The sequence below is a fragment of the Rhizobium sp. BK060 genome, from assembly GCF_014193145.1.
GTDB lineage: Bacteria > Pseudomonadota > Alphaproteobacteria > Rhizobiales > Rhizobiaceae > Rhizobium.
On record NZ_JACHYW010000017.1, the window covers coordinates 53,764 to 68,088 of the forward strand.

At 57.9% G+C, this 14,325-nt stretch carries 15 protein-coding genes and 1 pseudogene; 10 read left to right on the plus strand and 6 right to left on the minus strand.

The features are described from left to right. Positions 1-17 precede the first annotated feature (17 nt). Positions 18-272: a type II toxin-antitoxin system Phd/YefM family antitoxin gene (locus tag FHT71_RS19220; RefSeq protein ID WP_183721479.1), complete on the plus strand. Its 255-nt coding sequence runs from the start codon at positions 18-20 to the stop codon at positions 270-272. Next, positions 269-691: a type II toxin-antitoxin system VapC family toxin gene (locus tag FHT71_RS19225; protein WP_183721481.1), complete on the plus strand. Its 423-nt coding sequence runs from the start codon at positions 269-271 to the stop codon at positions 689-691. Before FHT71_RS19220 ends, FHT71_RS19225 begins: the two co-directional genes overlap by 4 nt. Before the next feature lie 402 nt (positions 692-1,093). Here FHT71_RS19225 and FHT71_RS19235 read toward each other — a convergent pair whose 3' ends face one another. After that, on the minus strand, positions 1,094-2,302 hold the full coding sequence (locus FHT71_RS19235; RefSeq protein ID WP_132592771.1) for an MFS transporter: 1,209 nt from the start codon (positions 2,300-2,302) through the stop codon (positions 1,094-1,096). A 58-nt stretch (positions 2,303-2,360) separates the two neighbouring features. After that, entirely contained in the window at positions 2,361-3,350 is a 990-nt protein-coding gene (locus tag FHT71_RS19240) for an AraC family transcriptional regulator (protein ID WP_165933152.1), read from the minus strand. Between the two features lie 375 nt (positions 3,351-3,725). On the opposite strand from FHT71_RS19240, the gene FHT71_RS19245 reads away from it, so the two are divergent. The 3 genes from FHT71_RS19245 to FHT71_RS19255 are packed head-to-tail and all read left to right on the plus strand — an operon-like array spanning position 3,726 to position 6,308. Continuing rightward, positions 3,726-4,664 (plus strand): aliphatic sulfonate ABC transporter substrate-binding protein, encoded by a 939-nt coding sequence (locus FHT71_RS19245; RefSeq protein WP_183721562.1) that lies wholly within the window; start codon positions 3,726-3,728, stop codon positions 4,662-4,664. Positions 4,665-4,719: 55 nt separating this feature from the next. Next, positions 4,720-5,520, plus strand: coding sequence for an ABC transporter permease (locus FHT71_RS19250; RefSeq protein ID WP_348649313.1), 801 nt, complete (start codon positions 4,720-4,722; stop codon positions 5,518-5,520). Then, the gene (locus FHT71_RS19255) at positions 5,520-6,308 is read left to right on the plus strand and encodes an ABC transporter ATP-binding protein (protein WP_132592668.1); all 789 of its coding nucleotides are present in this window, start codon (positions 5,520-5,522) and stop codon (positions 6,306-6,308) included. The genes FHT71_RS19250 and FHT71_RS19255 overlap by 1 nt, the downstream gene beginning before the upstream one ends. A 206-nt stretch (positions 6,309-6,514) precedes the next feature. On the opposite strand, the gene yghU is transcribed toward FHT71_RS19255, so the two are convergent. Further along, positions 6,515-7,405, minus strand: a complete 891-nt coding sequence (gene yghU, locus FHT71_RS19260) for a glutathione-dependent disulfide-bond oxidoreductase (protein ID WP_132592666.1) — start codon at positions 7,403-7,405, stop codon at positions 6,515-6,517. Between the two features lie 381 nt (positions 7,406-7,786). On the opposite strand from yghU, the gene FHT71_RS19265 reads away from it, so the two are divergent. After that, on the plus strand, positions 7,787-7,975 hold the full coding sequence (locus tag FHT71_RS19265) for a hypothetical protein (protein WP_132592664.1): 189 nt from the start codon (positions 7,787-7,789) through the stop codon (positions 7,973-7,975). Positions 7,976-8,253: 278 nt separating this feature from the next. Continuing rightward, positions 8,254-8,982 carry a class I SAM-dependent methyltransferase gene (locus tag FHT71_RS19270; protein WP_245505519.1) on the plus strand — a complete coding sequence of 243 codons (729 nt, stop codon included), beginning with the start codon at positions 8,254-8,256 and terminating at the stop codon, positions 8,980-8,982. Positions 8,983-9,435: 453 nt separating this feature from the next. Here FHT71_RS19270 and FHT71_RS19275 read toward each other — a convergent pair whose 3' ends face one another. Together FHT71_RS19275 and FHT71_RS19280 are read right to left on the minus strand one after the other, a co-directional pair. Beyond that, the gene (locus FHT71_RS19275; protein WP_132592660.1) at positions 9,436-10,218 is read right to left on the minus strand and encodes an SDR family oxidoreductase; all 783 of its coding nucleotides are present in this window, start codon (positions 10,216-10,218) and stop codon (positions 9,436-9,438) included. Next, entirely contained in the window at positions 10,215-10,541 is a 327-nt protein-coding gene (locus FHT71_RS19280; protein ID WP_132592658.1) for a nuclear transport factor 2 family protein, read from the minus strand. The genes FHT71_RS19275 and FHT71_RS19280 overlap by 4 nt, the downstream gene beginning before the upstream one ends. Before the next feature lie 98 nt (positions 10,542-10,639). On the opposite strand from FHT71_RS19280, the gene FHT71_RS19285 reads away from it, so the two are divergent. Beyond that, positions 10,640-11,002 (plus strand): helix-turn-helix domain-containing protein, encoded by a 363-nt coding sequence (locus tag FHT71_RS19285; RefSeq protein WP_132592656.1) that lies wholly within the window; start codon positions 10,640-10,642, stop codon positions 11,000-11,002. Between the two features lie 179 nt (positions 11,003-11,181). Next, positions 11,182-11,701, plus strand: a pseudogene (locus FHT71_RS19290) (transposase); the annotation flags it as partial. A gap of 45 nt (positions 11,702-11,746) precedes the next feature. Here the strand turns inward: FHT71_RS19290 and FHT71_RS19295 are convergent. Continuing rightward, positions 11,747-12,775, minus strand: a complete 1,029-nt coding sequence (locus FHT71_RS19295) for a LacI family DNA-binding transcriptional regulator (RefSeq protein WP_132592654.1) — start codon at positions 12,773-12,775, stop codon at positions 11,747-11,749. 231 nt (positions 12,776-13,006) lie between these two features. Here FHT71_RS19295 and FHT71_RS19300 point away from each other — a divergent pair, with 231 nt between their 5' ends. Further along, complete coding sequence (locus tag FHT71_RS19300; protein ID WP_132592652.1) at positions 13,007-14,284, plus strand: amino acid ABC transporter substrate-binding protein; 1,278 nt, start codon at positions 13,007-13,009, stop codon at positions 14,282-14,284. The last annotated feature ends 41 nt before the right edge of the window (positions 14,285-14,325 follow it).

Consider the following 14,325-nt stretch of genomic DNA (forward strand, 5'->3'; position numbering starts at 1 on the left):
CTACATGGAGACATTCCATGAGCACCACAAGTTTGTCTAGCCGGGAATTGAACCATGACGTCAGTAGGGCAAAGAAGGCTGCCAAAAAAGGACCTGTAATTATTACAGATCGCGGGAAGCCGTCCCATGTGTTGATGACGTACAGCGAATTCGAGCGCTTGACCGGCAAGCGCCGGAATCTCGTCGAGGCTCTTTCAATGCCTGGTTTGTCGACGATCGAATGGGAGCCACTGAGAGCCGAAATTGCACCTCGCGAGGTCGATCTGTCTTGAAGTACCTGCTGGATACAAACGTCGTCTCCGAGCTGCGCAAAGTTGGAGACGGTAAAGCAGATGCCAATGTGACGAAGTGGGTCGGTGCGCAAGATTCCAATGACTTGTTCATTTCCGCGATTACGATCCTGGAAATTGAGCGCGGGATATTAACCATCCAGCGTCGCGACGCCGCCCAGGGTTCTCGCTTGCGGGGATGGATGGATAGCCGTGTTCGCCCTGAATTCGCCGAGCGGGTTCTGCCAATTGATGACGCGATAGCGACGAGTTGTGCCCACTTACATATTCCAGACCGCCGCAACGAGACTGATGCTTTGATCGCCGCTACCGCGCTGGTTCACGGTTTAACTATGGTCACGCGTAATGTTCAGGATTTCGGTGATACCGGCGTGATCGTAATCGACCCGTGGCAAGGCTGAAATCGGGCGCGGGCACCCGCTAGGGATGTCCTCCTCGAAGAGACCGGTCCGCTCCTGTAGGCTTTCGCTCTTTGCACACCTGACTGACAAGACGTTTTCCCGGTCAGATCGCTTTCGCGAACCGCTTCGCGTCGTGGGCGAAGTCGCGGACTGGCAACTCCACTCGGCTGAACAGCTGCAGCAGATGAAGGACGGCCTCGCGCGCCTCAAGGCAGAAGGTAAGGACGTCATTATAACCTGACACGATCGAGGCCGCCGACGATTGCCGGCGGCCTCATTTCCAGAGCGCCAGGAGCGCTACTCGGCCCCGGCATGCGCCCAGCTGGTGCCTTAGAGATGCACAGGCGTCTCAACACCATCGTCAGGCCGATTGCGCCTGGTTGCTCAACCCGGCAGCGAAGATCAGCTGCGCGGCTGCGTCAGCGCCAAAGCGACGGTCGATGCGGCCAGGGCGGAGGTAAGGGTCAAGGGCCCAACGGCGCCGTAATGATCGACGACATAGCCGCCGAAAACCGCGCCGATACTAATGGCAACCTGAAAAGAGACGACCATCAGGCTCCCCGCTGCCTCCAGAGCGTCGGGTGCTCCGCGGGAAAGATTGGTGGGCAGCACCACCGGCGCCATGCCGAAGGCGAAGCCCCAAAGCGTAACGAAACCGAAGGCAGCGCCGATGTGGACGCCCCAAAGCACCAGCGCGAGCGCCGCAAATGCCATTAGTGCTGCCGTAATGGCGAGTGCCATGCGGATATTGACGTCGGCCACTCGGCCGCCCGCAATATTTCCGATCACGGCGGCGATACCAAACCCGAGCAGCGCCATGGCAATCGGCCCGGTTTCCAGGAGCGTCACTTTTTCGAGGAACGGACGCACATAAACAGAACCAGCAAAATGCCCCGTCATCAGCAAAAGGATGGCAAGCATTCCGAGTTGAACGCCACGCCGCCCTGTCAGGCTAAAAACATCGGCAAGACTGTTGCCTGTGCTTGCGGGCAGCGTCGGCAAGCTGAGTACCTGCAGCAGCATGGCAAGCGCCGCAAGCCCTGCTGTCATAGCCATGGCGCTACGCCAGCCCAGCCAGTCGCTGATCAAAGCGCCCACCGACGGTGCAGCTATGGTGGCGAGCGAGACCCCGAGGGTGACGATAGCCATCCCCCGACCCGTCGCATTCGCACCCACCAGCCTCGCCACGACGGCAACCGAAAGCGCCCAGAACCCGCTAAGCGCGATGCCCAATCCGGCTCGACCCAACAATAATAACCAAAAATCAGTCGCTAGCGCCGCAAGTATGTTAGAGCCAATTGCCAACGCACTGAGACCAACGAGTACGGTCTTGCGGTTCATTCTGCCGATGAGAACATTGCTCAACAAGGCGGTCACCGCGCCGATGGAAGCGGTCGCGGTCACGACCTGCCCGGCTGTTCCCTCACTAATGCTAAGATCGCGCGCCATTGGCGTCAACAGGCCTGCCGGCAAAAACTCAGCTGACACCAGCGCAAAGCTGGTAGCCGCCATCGAAAGAACGGCGAACCAAGTAGCCACGCTCCACGCGGCTGGCTCGGCGGTATGAAAGTCTATCGCCGCGTCGTCTAGTTGTGATCTCGTGTCCGTCATTGAGTCATCTCCTGCGTTCGGAGATTTCATAGACGAACTTATTGGGATGATATGTGTCTTAAAATCCGAAATCCATGTCTATTCGTCCGGAACTTGTGCGACGCACAACGCCGGGCGAGACGCTTGTGATGCGCTTGAAGGCGCGCGCGAAGGATGCCTCGGATTCGTAACCTAACCGGGAGGCAACTTCGGCGACCGACATGCCGCTTTGACCTAGCAATTCGCGGGCAAGCTGCATCCGCAGACGGGCAAGATAGTGTGCCGCACCCTCTCCTAAGACAGCGCTGAAGCGCTCGGCAAAGATCGAGCGCGACTGGCCTGCCACACTGGCGAGGCTTTCTAGGGTCCAGTTATGGCCTGGGTCTCGGTGCATAGCTGCCAACACACGACCGAGGTGGGGGTCGCGGATGGCGGCGAGCCAGCCGGTGGTCGAGGCTCCGCTGCAATTGACCCAGCAGCGGATAAGCCGCGCTGCGAGCAAGTCCGCCATGCGGGACAGGACAGTAGCGCTGCCCATCTGAGGCTGTGAAGCCTCTGCCGTCATGGCCGCCAGCAGCGGACCAACGATCGGGTCATTGCCGGCTACATCGCAGCCCTTGATGATGGGCGGCATCAAGGCGATCAGAGGGTTGAGGGCATATGCGCTCAAAGCCATGGAGCCGCAGAACAGCGTGCTGGTCGTACCCGTTCCTTCCCGTAACACTTCGCAAACGTTGCTGCCCAACCTTGTTATCTGACAGCTTTCGAGCGAGTCGCCCTCAACATCTGGCGCGCTGGCCAATCGATGTGCGATACCTTGCGGCAGTAGCACCAGATCACCATCGTGCAACTCCTGCCATCCTTGGGCTTCGGTATGGATCCAGCACGGACCTTGGCTGACGAAGTGAAAGCGAAGCAGTTGTTGGTGCGAAAAGGCGATGCTCCATGGATGTTGGAGTTCGCACCGCCCATAGTTGACCCCATTCAAGCGAAAGTCTTGTAGGACTTCGCTTAGCGCATCCATTGGGATATTTGACGGCGACAGCTGTCGAGACGAATGATCAAGCATTTCGCCAATTTAGGTCTCGAGCGTCTGGCACGCAAGCACGATGGTGTCGCTCCGGTAGGAAACAAGCAGGCGGCCATGCTTGACACGAACGTCAGCGGCCAACCTGGATTCTGTCGCCTTTGAACATCCCGAACTTCGCCGGAAAGATCATCCATGAACATACGCGAAGTGACGGCCATCCTGTCAAACAACTGAACGGCCCGCAGATAGCTGAATAAGACCTCAAAGCTACGCGTAAGCACGTCATAAATTCCATAAACTTAGTGGACATTGAAACGTCATTTCTAGAAATTTTTGACGTCCCTCCCTACGCTACACGGCAATAATGCAAAGCTGGAGAGGGATATGAAGTCGATCATTTTGCGTATCGTGGCGATGGCCGCTTTTATTGGCGCAGGACTGCAGCAGGTTTCCGCCGCGGACGTTTCCGAAATTCGCGTCGACTGGGCAACCTACAATCCGGTGAGCCTGCTTCTCAAAAAAGAGGGCTTGCTGGAGAAGGAATTCGAAAAGGATGGCATTGCTGTCCGTTGGGTTCAGTCTGCGGGCTCGAATAAGGCGCTCGAGTTTCTCAATGCCGCTTCAATCGATTTCGGCTCCACGGCGGGCGCTGCGGCTTTGATTGCGCGCGTCAACGGTAACCCTGTGAAGTCGATCTATGTCTTTTCACGGCCCGAATGGACAGCACTTGTTACGGGTAAGGATTCGAAGATCGCCAGCGTCGCTGATCTCAAGGGCAAGACCGTGGCCGTGACGCGCGGTACCGACCCGCATATTTTCCTTGTCCGCGCTCTGGCCGATGCTGGTCTCAAGGAAGGCGACGTCAAATTTGTCCTTCTGCAACATGCCGATGGCCGTCTGGCCCTTACCCGCGGCGACGTCGATGCTTGGGCAGGTCTTGATCCTTTGATGGCGGCCGCGGAGGTGGAAGACGGCGCCAAGCTGTTCTTCCGCAAGCCGGAGAACAATAGCTGGGGCGTACTCAACACGACGGAGACCTTCGCAAAAGAGCACCCAGACATTGTGAAGCGCGTACTTGCTGTCTACGAGACGGCGCGAAAGCAGGCAGTTGCCGATCCGCAGGCACTGAAGTCTGCTCTGATCGAAGCCGCCAAGCTTCCCGATGCTGTCATCTCGAAGCAACTGGAGCGCACGGACTTGACGCATTCGCAGATCGGCGACGAGCAGCGGGTAACGATGCTGAAGGCCGGTGTTGCTTTGCAGCAGGCCGGCGTGCTTCCGGCTGATGCGGATCTCGCTGCGATAACCACCAGCCTGATCGACACGAGTTTCAATAGCGCCGCTACTCAGTAATGGATCACAAGCGTTGACAGCAATTGAAGTCTTGTCAGGTCAGCTGCGTGAACGGATAGCGGGCAATAGGACAGGCGCCCGGCCGGCAATTTGGAAAAGGTTCTTACTTTCCATTGCTGTGCCGGCCGGCGCCTTTCTGCTTTGGCAAGCGGCAGTCTCTTTCGGTTTTTCCTCCGGACGGCTGGTGCCGCCTCCTTCCCGCATTATCGCTGCGCTCTGGCAGCTCGCAGAGAACGGCGAACTTTACCGACATGTCGCCTCCACCTGTCTACGTGTTCTCTTTGGCTTTCTGGCCGGGGCTGCAGCAGGCGTGGTTGTTGGAACGTTGACCGGCTTTTTCACCACAGCGCGGGCTTTGGTCGATCCGAGCCTTCAGGCTCTTCGTGCCATCCCATCGATTGCCTGGGTGCCGCTCTTCATTCTCTGGTTTGGCATCTTTGAAACATCCAAGGTGATGCTGATCGCGACAGGGGTCTTCTTTCCTGTTTATCTCGGCCTTTCCACGGCTCTGCTTTCGGTCGACCGTAAGATCGTTGAGGTGGGCCGCATCTTCCGCCTCTCCGGGTTGGAGCTTGCCCGACGCATCCTTTTTCCCGCCGTCCTGCCGGCCTTGATCGTGGCGCTGCGGGCCGGCCTGGGGCTTGGCTGGATGTTCGTCGTTGCGGCAGAATTCATGGGCGCTTCCGAGGGGTTGGGCTATCTGCTCGTTGATGGCCAGCAGCTTGGCAAGCCCGATCAGATCGTCGCGGCAATTATCATCTTTGCCATTATCGGCAAGCTATCCGACGGACTGATCGTTTCCATAAGCGCGCCCCTCGTCGCCTGGCAGGACAACTACAAAAAGGGGGGTACGTGATGTTGTCGGTCGAAGGCTTGTCGAAGACCTATCAGAATGGCGTCGTCGCACTCCAGGGCTTCAGCCTTGAGGTCCATCTTGGAGAAATCGTTGCCGTCATTGGCGGCTCGGGTTGCGGCAAGAGTACGTTGTTGCGACTGATCAGCGGGCTCGATCAGCCGACGGCGGGTAAAATCGCCATAAATGGCGAGGCCGTTCGTGCGCCGCACCAACTTATCAATCTGATATTCCAGGAACCGCGCCTGCTGCCGTGGCTTACCGTCGGCGAAAACATCCGCTTCGGTCTGAGCCATCTCGACCGTCGTGAGCGCGATAAAAGAGCAACGGCTGCGTTGGCTCAGGTTCATCTGGCAGGTTACGAGAACAGCCTGCCGAAGGAGCTTTCGGGCGGACAAGCGCAACGCGCTGCCATTGCCCGCGCGCTGGTGACGCAGCCGGAGGTTTTGCTGCTCGATGAGCCGTTTTCGGCGCTCGATGCGCTGACGCGCTCAGCACTTCAAAACCACCTTGTCGGCATCTGGCGCCAGACGCACTCGACGATGATTATCGTTACGCACGATATCGAGGAGGCGGTTGCTTTGGCGCACCGGGTTATCGTCATGCAGCCTTCGCCCGGTCGCATCATGGAAGAAATAGCAATCAATTTACCAATGCCGCGCGAGGTCAGCGGGCAGGCCGTCGATCGCTACAAGAAAAAGGTGAGGGCGTCGCTCAATCGCTCGCTCAGCAAATCTGGGGCCGTGATGCGGGACGCCGAAGTCATATCAATCGTCGAAGACATTGCATGAGTTCGGCGACTTAAGAAATCAACGTTTTCTGATTTTGCCCACGCGCGACAGCCGCTGTGCTTTGGCACGACGATTGGCGGAAGAACCCCCGCGACTGCTGGCGCAGTCGGACGGGAGCTCTCAGCAGGGTTGAGCAGCTGGGCGGTCACACCAACAGCAGGCCAGCGGACAAATGTGAGCCGCGCCTAGCTGCTTCCTCCGGTCCTTCAGCCGATCTTGTCTTGCGTCTTTGTTTCGAAGTCGGAGGCGTCGTGACGCTCGTGGAGCTGTTCCGACGGATCGCCGTTTGTCCGGTTGACCATACGGCCGCGTTTGACTGCTGGACGTTCGCCGATCTCGGCGCTCCAGCGCTGCAGGTTTTTGTAGGTCTGGACGTCCAAAAAGCTTCCGGCGTCCCCGTACACCTTGCCCTGCGCGAGGTTGCCGTACCAGGGCCAGATTGCGATGTCGGCGATCGAATATTCGTCGCCCGCCATGAAGCTGTTGGCGCCAAGATGACGGTCGAGCACGTCAAGCTGCCGCTTCACTTCCATCGAGAAGCGGTCGATGGCATATTTGATGTGCACCGGCGCGTAGGCATAGAAATGGCCGAAGCCGCCACCAAGATAGGGCGCCGAGGCCATCTGCCAGAAGAGCCAGTTGATCGTTTCCGTCTGCGCCTTGTGCTCTTTTGGAAGGAAGGCGTCGAACTTCTTCGCCAAGTAGAGCAGGATCGATCCGCTTTCGAAAACGCGCGTCGGCTCAGGCGTCGACCGGTCGATCAGGGCAGGGATCTTCGAGTTCGGGTTGACTTCCACGAAGCCTGAGCCGAATTGGTCGCCTTCGCCGATCCTGATCAGCCACGCGTCGTATTCTGCGCCTGTGTGTCCGAGTGCAAGCAGTTCCTCCAACATGATCGTCACCTTGACGCCGTTCGGCGTCGCCAGCGAATAGAGCTGCAGGGGATGCTTGCCTACAGGCAGTTGCTTGTCGTGGGTTGGGCCAGCGATCGGCCTGTTGATGTTAGCAAACTGCCCGCCGTTTCCCTTCTCCCAGGTCCATACCTTGGGTACTTCATACCCGGCAGGGAAGTTGCCGGCGGGGTTCTTCTCGGTCATCACATGGATCCTTTTGTTCTGTGGTCGTAGGTCGGCTTCGGCCGTAGAGGAAATGACGGGTCGTGCCAATGGCACGCTTGCGGTTTTACCGCTTCGCGTCGGTGGAGCGCACTTCATGGTCGTATTGACCCGGCATATGCGTCTACCCTCGCAGGTTAACGGATAGGACGGCTTTTCCGTAGATCGCAGGAAATGAGCACTCTGTACCGAGCGGAAGCAAGTCCTTTTCCCGGAGGATTTCACCCGGCTGAAGCTGGTTCCTGTCGGCTCACTTATGGCGTCCGGTCGGGACCTTTATTGCTGAATAATCCTTACCAATATTGTGCATTGCAGCATCCGTGGAATGTCGATAGGCTTTTTGTTGTCGGCGAGGACGCTGCCATGGATGAAGCCAACATAGCGCAACTGATATTCGCCCTGAGCGTCGCTCGGGAGATGGCATCCCTGGAGGGCCCCGAGTTCGACATTGTGGTCTCTCGGATCCAGCAGGCAATCGACGAAACCAGAGATAAGGCTCTAAGGTACGGGATTGTTATCGAAATTGATCCTGCATCAACACGAACGCACTAGCGGGATCTAGGTAGAGCACGTCCGTTTTAATCAGGGTCATCTCGCTATGCGTCCGGCGGGCGTCTTATGGCGATAACGGATTAGTTGCCATCAGATGTCGCGTCTGTTTACCTCAGCCAGTTATCGAGGTCCGATATTATCGGCGATTCGCGGAGGGGAACATCAGTACCAGCAGAAATTCAACATCGACCGGCCATGAAGCGAGTGACGCAAGCTGGCTCGATCTTCATTTCGAGTCATCACGGCCGGAATACGAAGACGCACTTACCCAAGTTGGAATGCAACATGGCTGGGACGTGCTCGATGCGGGATGCGGGAGCGGAAGCTTCCTTCCGCTCATCTGCGAGCTGACTGGCTCCAACGGGTCCGTGGCAGCTCTTGATCTTGCGCCTGAGAATATTCAACGCGCCGAGAGCTTGATTAAGGATGTCCTGGATCGGTCGAAGGTGCGCACCCGCGTTGGCAGCATTCTGTCACTTCCTTTCAATCATGCTTCCTTCGATTGCGTATGGTCGGCCAATGTTATGCAATATCTCACGCTGGCGGAATTTCAGCAGGCCACGGATGAGGTAAAGCGCGTATTGAAGCCGGGCGGCATCCTCGCCGTAAAGGACTTCGATTCGACGCTTCTGCAGATACTACCTATGGATCGCGGGGTGTTTAGCCGCTTCATGACGGCGCGATTGCAGACGTTCCGCGACAAGGGAGTGCTTGGCACCGATTGTGGCTCTTCGCTTCCCAGACTTTTGCGAGATGCAGGGATGGAGATCGTCTGGCGCAAAGGCTGGCTCGTTGAACGGTGGGCCCCTGCTGGCGAGCACACGCGCAATTATGTACGCGACTTAATCTCCTATTTCACGACTGCAGCGCCAAATTACGACCTCCCTGAAAGCGATCAGTATTATTGGAAGGAACTGGCAGCAAATCCGGAGAGCCTGCTTGATCAGCCTGATTTCTGCTACCGCGAATTCTTCGTTCTGACGGTTTGCAGGAACGCGGCAATCTAAGAGCAGCCACTTTCAATCAGGGTCATATCCTGCAGCCGCGACGTAGTTGGCGCATTCGTGGGGCCCAATCCGGATTCCGATTTCAAAGGACGCGCTCTAGAAAATCCGCTACCCGATTGGGCGCTTTTGCCTAAAGGACCGCATCCTTGGCCTTATGACTTCGCTGACAGTGGCGAGAGGTGCGCATGCGACGCTTCCTCCTGCGAAATTCAAGGTGATTTCTCGCAATTTCCGAAAGGTGACTTCGGAACCTGCCGATTATCGCGGGAGGTGAAATCACCGATATCGGTTGCGTACCCATTGGACGCGGATCGCATTGAGCGCATGCCGCAACCAAGATATTTCTTGGAAGGACAGGACTATGAGTAAGGTTGTCATCGTTACGGGGGGGCGTCGCAGGGCAGGCTGTGCGAAAACGCGTGGAGGAGACGCCGACACCGCAACTCTGAAGCCTCAAGCGGTGGGAACGGTCCCGCCGTCGATGACATATTCAGTGCCGGATATGGCTGCGGCACGCGGCGATGCCAGGAAGGCTATCAGATCGGCGACCTCACCTGGCTTAGCGGGTCGACCGAGCGGAATTCCGCCGAGCGAATTCATGATGATCTTCTTGCCACCCTCATAATCGGTGCCGGCCTCCCTCGCGAGCCGTTCCGCGAGCGCCACGGCGGCGTCTGTCTCGATCCAGCCCGGCGACACGCGAACAACTCTGATGCCCTTGGGGGTCACTTCCTTCGACAGGCTCTTGCTGTAGGTCGACAGCGCCGCTTTCGCTGCTGCGTAGGCCGTCGTCGATTCCGGCAGAGGCAGTTCGTGCTGGATCGACGTCACATGGATAATGACGCCTGATCCCTGTGCGATCATCGACGGAAGCAGCGCCCGATCGAGCCGGACGGCAGGCATGAGATTGTGATCGATTTCCTTCTGCCATTCCTGATCGGTCAATGCCGAAAAGCCACCCGCCGGCGCGCTTGATCCTCCAAGCACATTGACGAGGATGTCGATGCCGCCGAATGTCTGAAGCACTTTCTCGGCGACCTTGGCGCAACCCTGTGCGGTCAACAGGTCGGCCGCGATGTAATGGATGTTCCCCGTTCCATTCTTGGGTACGGTCCTGGCCGTTGCCGCGACGTGCGCGCCTGCGGCCGCCAATGCTTGAACGACCGCTGCACCCGCCCCCTTGGTGCCGCCCGTTACGAGGGCACGTTTTCCATCAAGGCCCAGATCGAAGCTCATGGGACGATCTCCAGCCGGGCGATCGCATCACCACAGAGCGTGAAAGCATAGCGAAGGTCCACCGGGCTTCCCGGAAAATTCCCGGTCAGATGTGCGGTGACGATGACCCTGTCGCCCTGATCGTCAATGGCTACGGGCTCGGCGATATAATTGTACTTTGCGGATGCCTCGGACTTCCACGCCGCGATCGCATCGCGCCCCGTGTACGTCTTCTTCTCGTCGATGACCACGGCATCGAGCGTGAAGCATTTCGCAACTGCCATACCATCCGTCGTATCCGCGGCAAAGTAGTCGTCTATGGGCTTGGGTAGTGCGAGGGGCATGATCGATCTCCGGGTTTGAACTTGTTTGATTGTCGAAAATGGCCTAACTTTCCAAAAGCGCAAGAACACACAAAAAAGTAAGGTACTTACAGAAAAGTATGTCGCACCCATATACGCGAGAAACAGCAGCCGAAGGCGTCGAGAACGTGCTCAAGCTTCTTGAGGGGCGCTGGAAGCTGGTGATCCTGTTTCACCTCTTTGGCGGGAATGTTCTGCGCTTCTCCGATCTCGAACGCGCGATCCCGGGAATCTCCCAGAAAATGCTGATCCAGCAACTTCGGCAGATGGAAAAGGACGGGATCGTGCGCCGCATCGTCCACCATCAGGTGCCCCCGAAGGTCGAATACTGCCTCACGGACTGGGGACAGGCCCTGTGCCCGGCTTTGGACGCGCTGCTCACCTGGGCGACGCAGCGCGAAAACAAGGACTCGGAGCGCGAGGAAGCGACAAGTCAGGACTGAGGGATATGAGCTTCATTGAAGCCATGGACAGAGGACAGCTCGCCTTATTGCCACCTTGCATCGATGACTACTTTGCCCCGGATTGGGGGCGGAACAAGAGAGTGCGAAATCGTACGCGGCTCTTATCAACCAAAGACAGCAAGTTCCTTGTAACGTAGTATCTTTGATGCGATTTTTCGCTCACACCGGGTTCAAGTGCCGGCGATGCCCGTGCGGCTGTCGTCACCGGCCTTTCGTTGCGTGCTGCCGTTCGAGCAGTTGCAACACAAGTTGAACTTCGAGCGCATTTGATGAGTGACGAAGCAAAGGCATTCGTTGCCATAGACGAAAGCTTTGCCGCACACGAGACGGTCAACCACTCCAGCCGCGAATGTGTCCGGGATGCCGTCCATGTCAATTCAGCCGAGGGGTTCAATGCACGGGTCCGGCGAACCATCGCAGGCGTCTTTCACCACATCAGCCCGGAACTTGCCGATCTGTATTTCCATGAATTCGGCTTCAGATGGTCCCAGCGCGCTGTTACCGGCCAAGCAGTGCGCAAAAGCCGAAACGACAAGGAAAGCAAGAAGATCCTTTGGTCACGAGTACCTCCTGCACTGCAATTTAATGCAAGTGTTCCGTGCTGCTACCGGCCGCCAAATGCGCCGTAGTCATAGCGGAGGCATCACCATCAAATCTGCCCTAGCTGTCTTTCGTTGATAAAAGCCTCGAACGAATTCGAACTTGTTCCGACCCCAATATATCTCAGTGCAATGAGGCGGGGCCCGTGCTGTCGCGAACGACAAGCTTCACAGGCAAGATCGTTTCCCTCGCAGCCGCGCCGTCGTTGTTCAAGAGCTGCAGGAGGATGTTTGCAGCCGCCTTTCCGGCTCCGAATTGCTCGATGCGGATCGTTGTGAGCTTAGGCTGAATCAGGTTCAGGAATGGCATATCGTTGAATCCGGTGACCGAAACCTGTTGCGGGCACGCAATGTTTCGTTCCCTCAATGCTTCGATAGCGCCAAGCGCCAATCGGTCGTTGGCGCAAAGGACGGCCGTAAACGCCTTGCCGGTTGCCAAAAGCGCCGCAAGGCAGCGCGCGCCCTCTGCCTCGTCGAACCGTGGAGCAACAGCGATCAGATCATCGGCGACGTCGACGTTCATGTCGCCGGCTGCTTTGCGAAACGCAGCCAGGCGAAGCTGGCCCGTCGACAAATCCTGCGGGCCGGCTATATGGGCAATGCGGGTATGGCCAAGGCTTTTCAGGTGCCGCAGCATCTGGCAGATGCCGGAATCCTCGTCGTTCACGACCGAGGGAATGGGCGAGCCATCAACCTTTCTGTTCAGCGTTACCACAGGCAAGCCGTCCTGGGCGGCCCTGGCGATCGCGGGATCGCTGCGCAGCACGGCGGCATGGATGATCCCGTCGACGCCACGCTCGCGCAGCACGTCGATCAGTCGCTCTTCCCGTTCAGCGTCGCTGTCGGTATTGACGATGATGGAGGCATAGCCCAGCGGCTCGAGGACGCATTCTATGCCGCGAAGGATCGGCGGGAAGATCACGTTGGTTATATCAGGGATCATCACGCCGACGGTCATGGTCCTGTTCGTGCGAAGACCGGCGGCTATCCGATTGGGGCGATACCCCAGGGCATCCGCGGCAGCCTGAATGCGGCTGGCGACTTCGCCGGTCAAATGCTTGCGTTCAACAGGATCGAGCGCGCGCGAGACGGTGGAGACGTGAACCCCGGTCTCTCTGGCTATGTCCTTTAATGTAATTCGTTTTTTCAACATAGACGCGTTTCCTCGACGGCTTTCATTCTACGACTTGCGCAAAATTAAGCAATCGATTGCATGAAATCGTTGACGATCTGAAAACTTGCGTGCTATGAACTGTGCAATCGATTGCGTGAAGCGATGGTCGGCGGGCTCTGGCAGCCTTTGGCGGGGAGCCGACGGTCCGGGGAGAGCTTTGCGGATTTATGCAATCGATTGCATTAAGTTTCGGCGAATGGAGGAGCATCGATGAAACTTTCAGTCCTTCTGGCAGCAACAGCGGCCTTGGCGCTCAACGCGTCACTGGTGCACGCGCAAGACATCAAGATCGGCGCTTCACTGCCGATTACCGGCGGCCTCGCCGTCAGTGGCGAGAAGCACAAGCGCGGCTATGAGCTGTGCACGAAGCTGATCAACGACGCCGGTGGCATTCTCGGCCGCCAGGTCGATCTTGTCGTCAGCGACAACCGTTCGGATCCGGCAACGGCAATCAATCAGTACGAGCGTTTCATCAATGTCGACAAGGTCGACGCCGTATACGGGACCTTCTCGAGCCGCCTGACCTATCCGGTGGCAAGCATTCTTTCCAAGTACAACATGGTCCATGCAGTCCCTTCCGGGGGCGCGTTGCGCATCTATGAGCAGGGCTACAAGAACCTCTTCTATTTTCAAGTTGGTGCTGCCGAGTACACCGGCAAGGACGTGGTCAACGTCATCAAGGACTTGATCCCGGCAGGGCAGGGGCCGAAGTCTGCCGCGATCGTTCATGCCGATGACTTCTTCGCCAACGCGATCGCCTCGGGCCTGCTTGGCGAGAAGGTGGTCGACGCGGCGACAAACAAGCAGATCGCCGACCTCGCGCCGGGATATCTCAAGGAAGCGGGCATCGACGTCGTCATGCAGGAAAAATGGCCCGATGACGGCTTCAATGACTGGCTGAACCTTGCCAACTCGATCAAGCGTTCGGGCGCCGAACTGATCGTCGGCTTGACCGCGTCCGAGGAGGAGGCCGTGCAGCTGACACGTGCGCTCAAGACAGTCGGCGCGACGCCGAAATTCGTTTATCTCAGCCAGGGCGCCCAGCACGAGTTTATCGAGGGCGTCGGCGCAAGCGCGGCCGAAGGCGTGATGGTTCACGCCAACTGGCACAAGGATGCTCCCTTCGAAAGCACGCTGGCAGGCAAGCCATTCTCCAACGCCGACTTCGTGAACGCGTTCAACGCTGCCTATGGGATCGATCCTGATGAAGACAGCGCCATTCCCTTTGCTGTCTGCCAGGGGATCGAGCAGGCGATCGCCGGGGCCGGTTCCACCGACAATGCTAAGATGGGTGAATGGCTGCATGAGCGCACAAAGGACAATCCGGTGCGCACCGTGCTTGGTCGTTTCTCCTGGGATGATCGGGGTCTTGCCAAGGACAAGTCGTACATCATGACGCAGTGGCAGGGTGGGCAGCTGAAGTTTGTCTACCCCAAGGATGAGTTTCAGGGCGTTTCGGCGCTCAGCTATCCCAAGGCCGGTTTCTGACGAGACCTCGCGCGGGGTCGCTAAAAGCCGCTCCGCGGTTT

Coding starts and splice junctions, on each gene's coding strand:
- FHT71_RS19220 (WP_183721479.1), top strand. CDS start 18: ATGAGCACCACAAGTTTGTCTAGCCGGGAATTGAACCATGACGTCAGT.
- FHT71_RS19235 (WP_132592771.1), bottom strand. CDS start 2,302: ATGACGGACACGAGATCACAACTAGACGACGCGGCGATAGACTTTCAT.
- FHT71_RS19240 (WP_165933152.1), bottom strand. CDS start 3,350: ATGCTTGATCATTCGTCTCGACAGCTGTCGCCGTCAAATATCCCAATG.
- FHT71_RS19245 (WP_183721562.1), top strand. CDS start 3,726: ATGGCCGCTTTTATTGGCGCAGGACTGCAGCAGGTTTCCGCCGCGGAC.
- FHT71_RS19255 (WP_132592668.1), top strand. CDS start 5,520: ATGTTGTCGGTCGAAGGCTTGTCGAAGACCTATCAGAATGGCGTCGTC.
- yghU (WP_132592666.1), bottom strand. CDS start 7,405: ATGACCGAGAAGAACCCCGCCGGCAACTTCCCTGCCGGGTATGAAGTA.
- FHT71_RS19265 (WP_132592664.1), top strand. CDS start 7,787: ATGGATGAAGCCAACATAGCGCAACTGATATTCGCCCTGAGCGTCGCT.
- FHT71_RS19270 (WP_245505519.1), top strand. CDS start 8,254: ATGCAACATGGCTGGGACGTGCTCGATGCGGGATGCGGGAGCGGAAGC.
- FHT71_RS19275 (WP_132592660.1), bottom strand. CDS start 10,218: ATGAGCTTCGATCTGGGCCTTGATGGAAAACGTGCCCTCGTAACGGGC.
- FHT71_RS19280 (WP_132592658.1), bottom strand. CDS start 10,541: ATGCCCCTCGCACTACCCAAGCCCATAGACGACTACTTTGCCGCGGAT.
- FHT71_RS19285 (WP_132592656.1), top strand. CDS start 10,640: ATGTCGCACCCATATACGCGAGAAACAGCAGCCGAAGGCGTCGAGAAC.
- FHT71_RS19295 (WP_132592654.1), bottom strand. CDS start 12,775: ATGTTGAAAAAACGAATTACATTAAAGGACATAGCCAGAGAGACCGGG.
- FHT71_RS19300 (WP_132592652.1), top strand. CDS start 13,007: ATGAAACTTTCAGTCCTTCTGGCAGCAACAGCGGCCTTGGCGCTCAAC.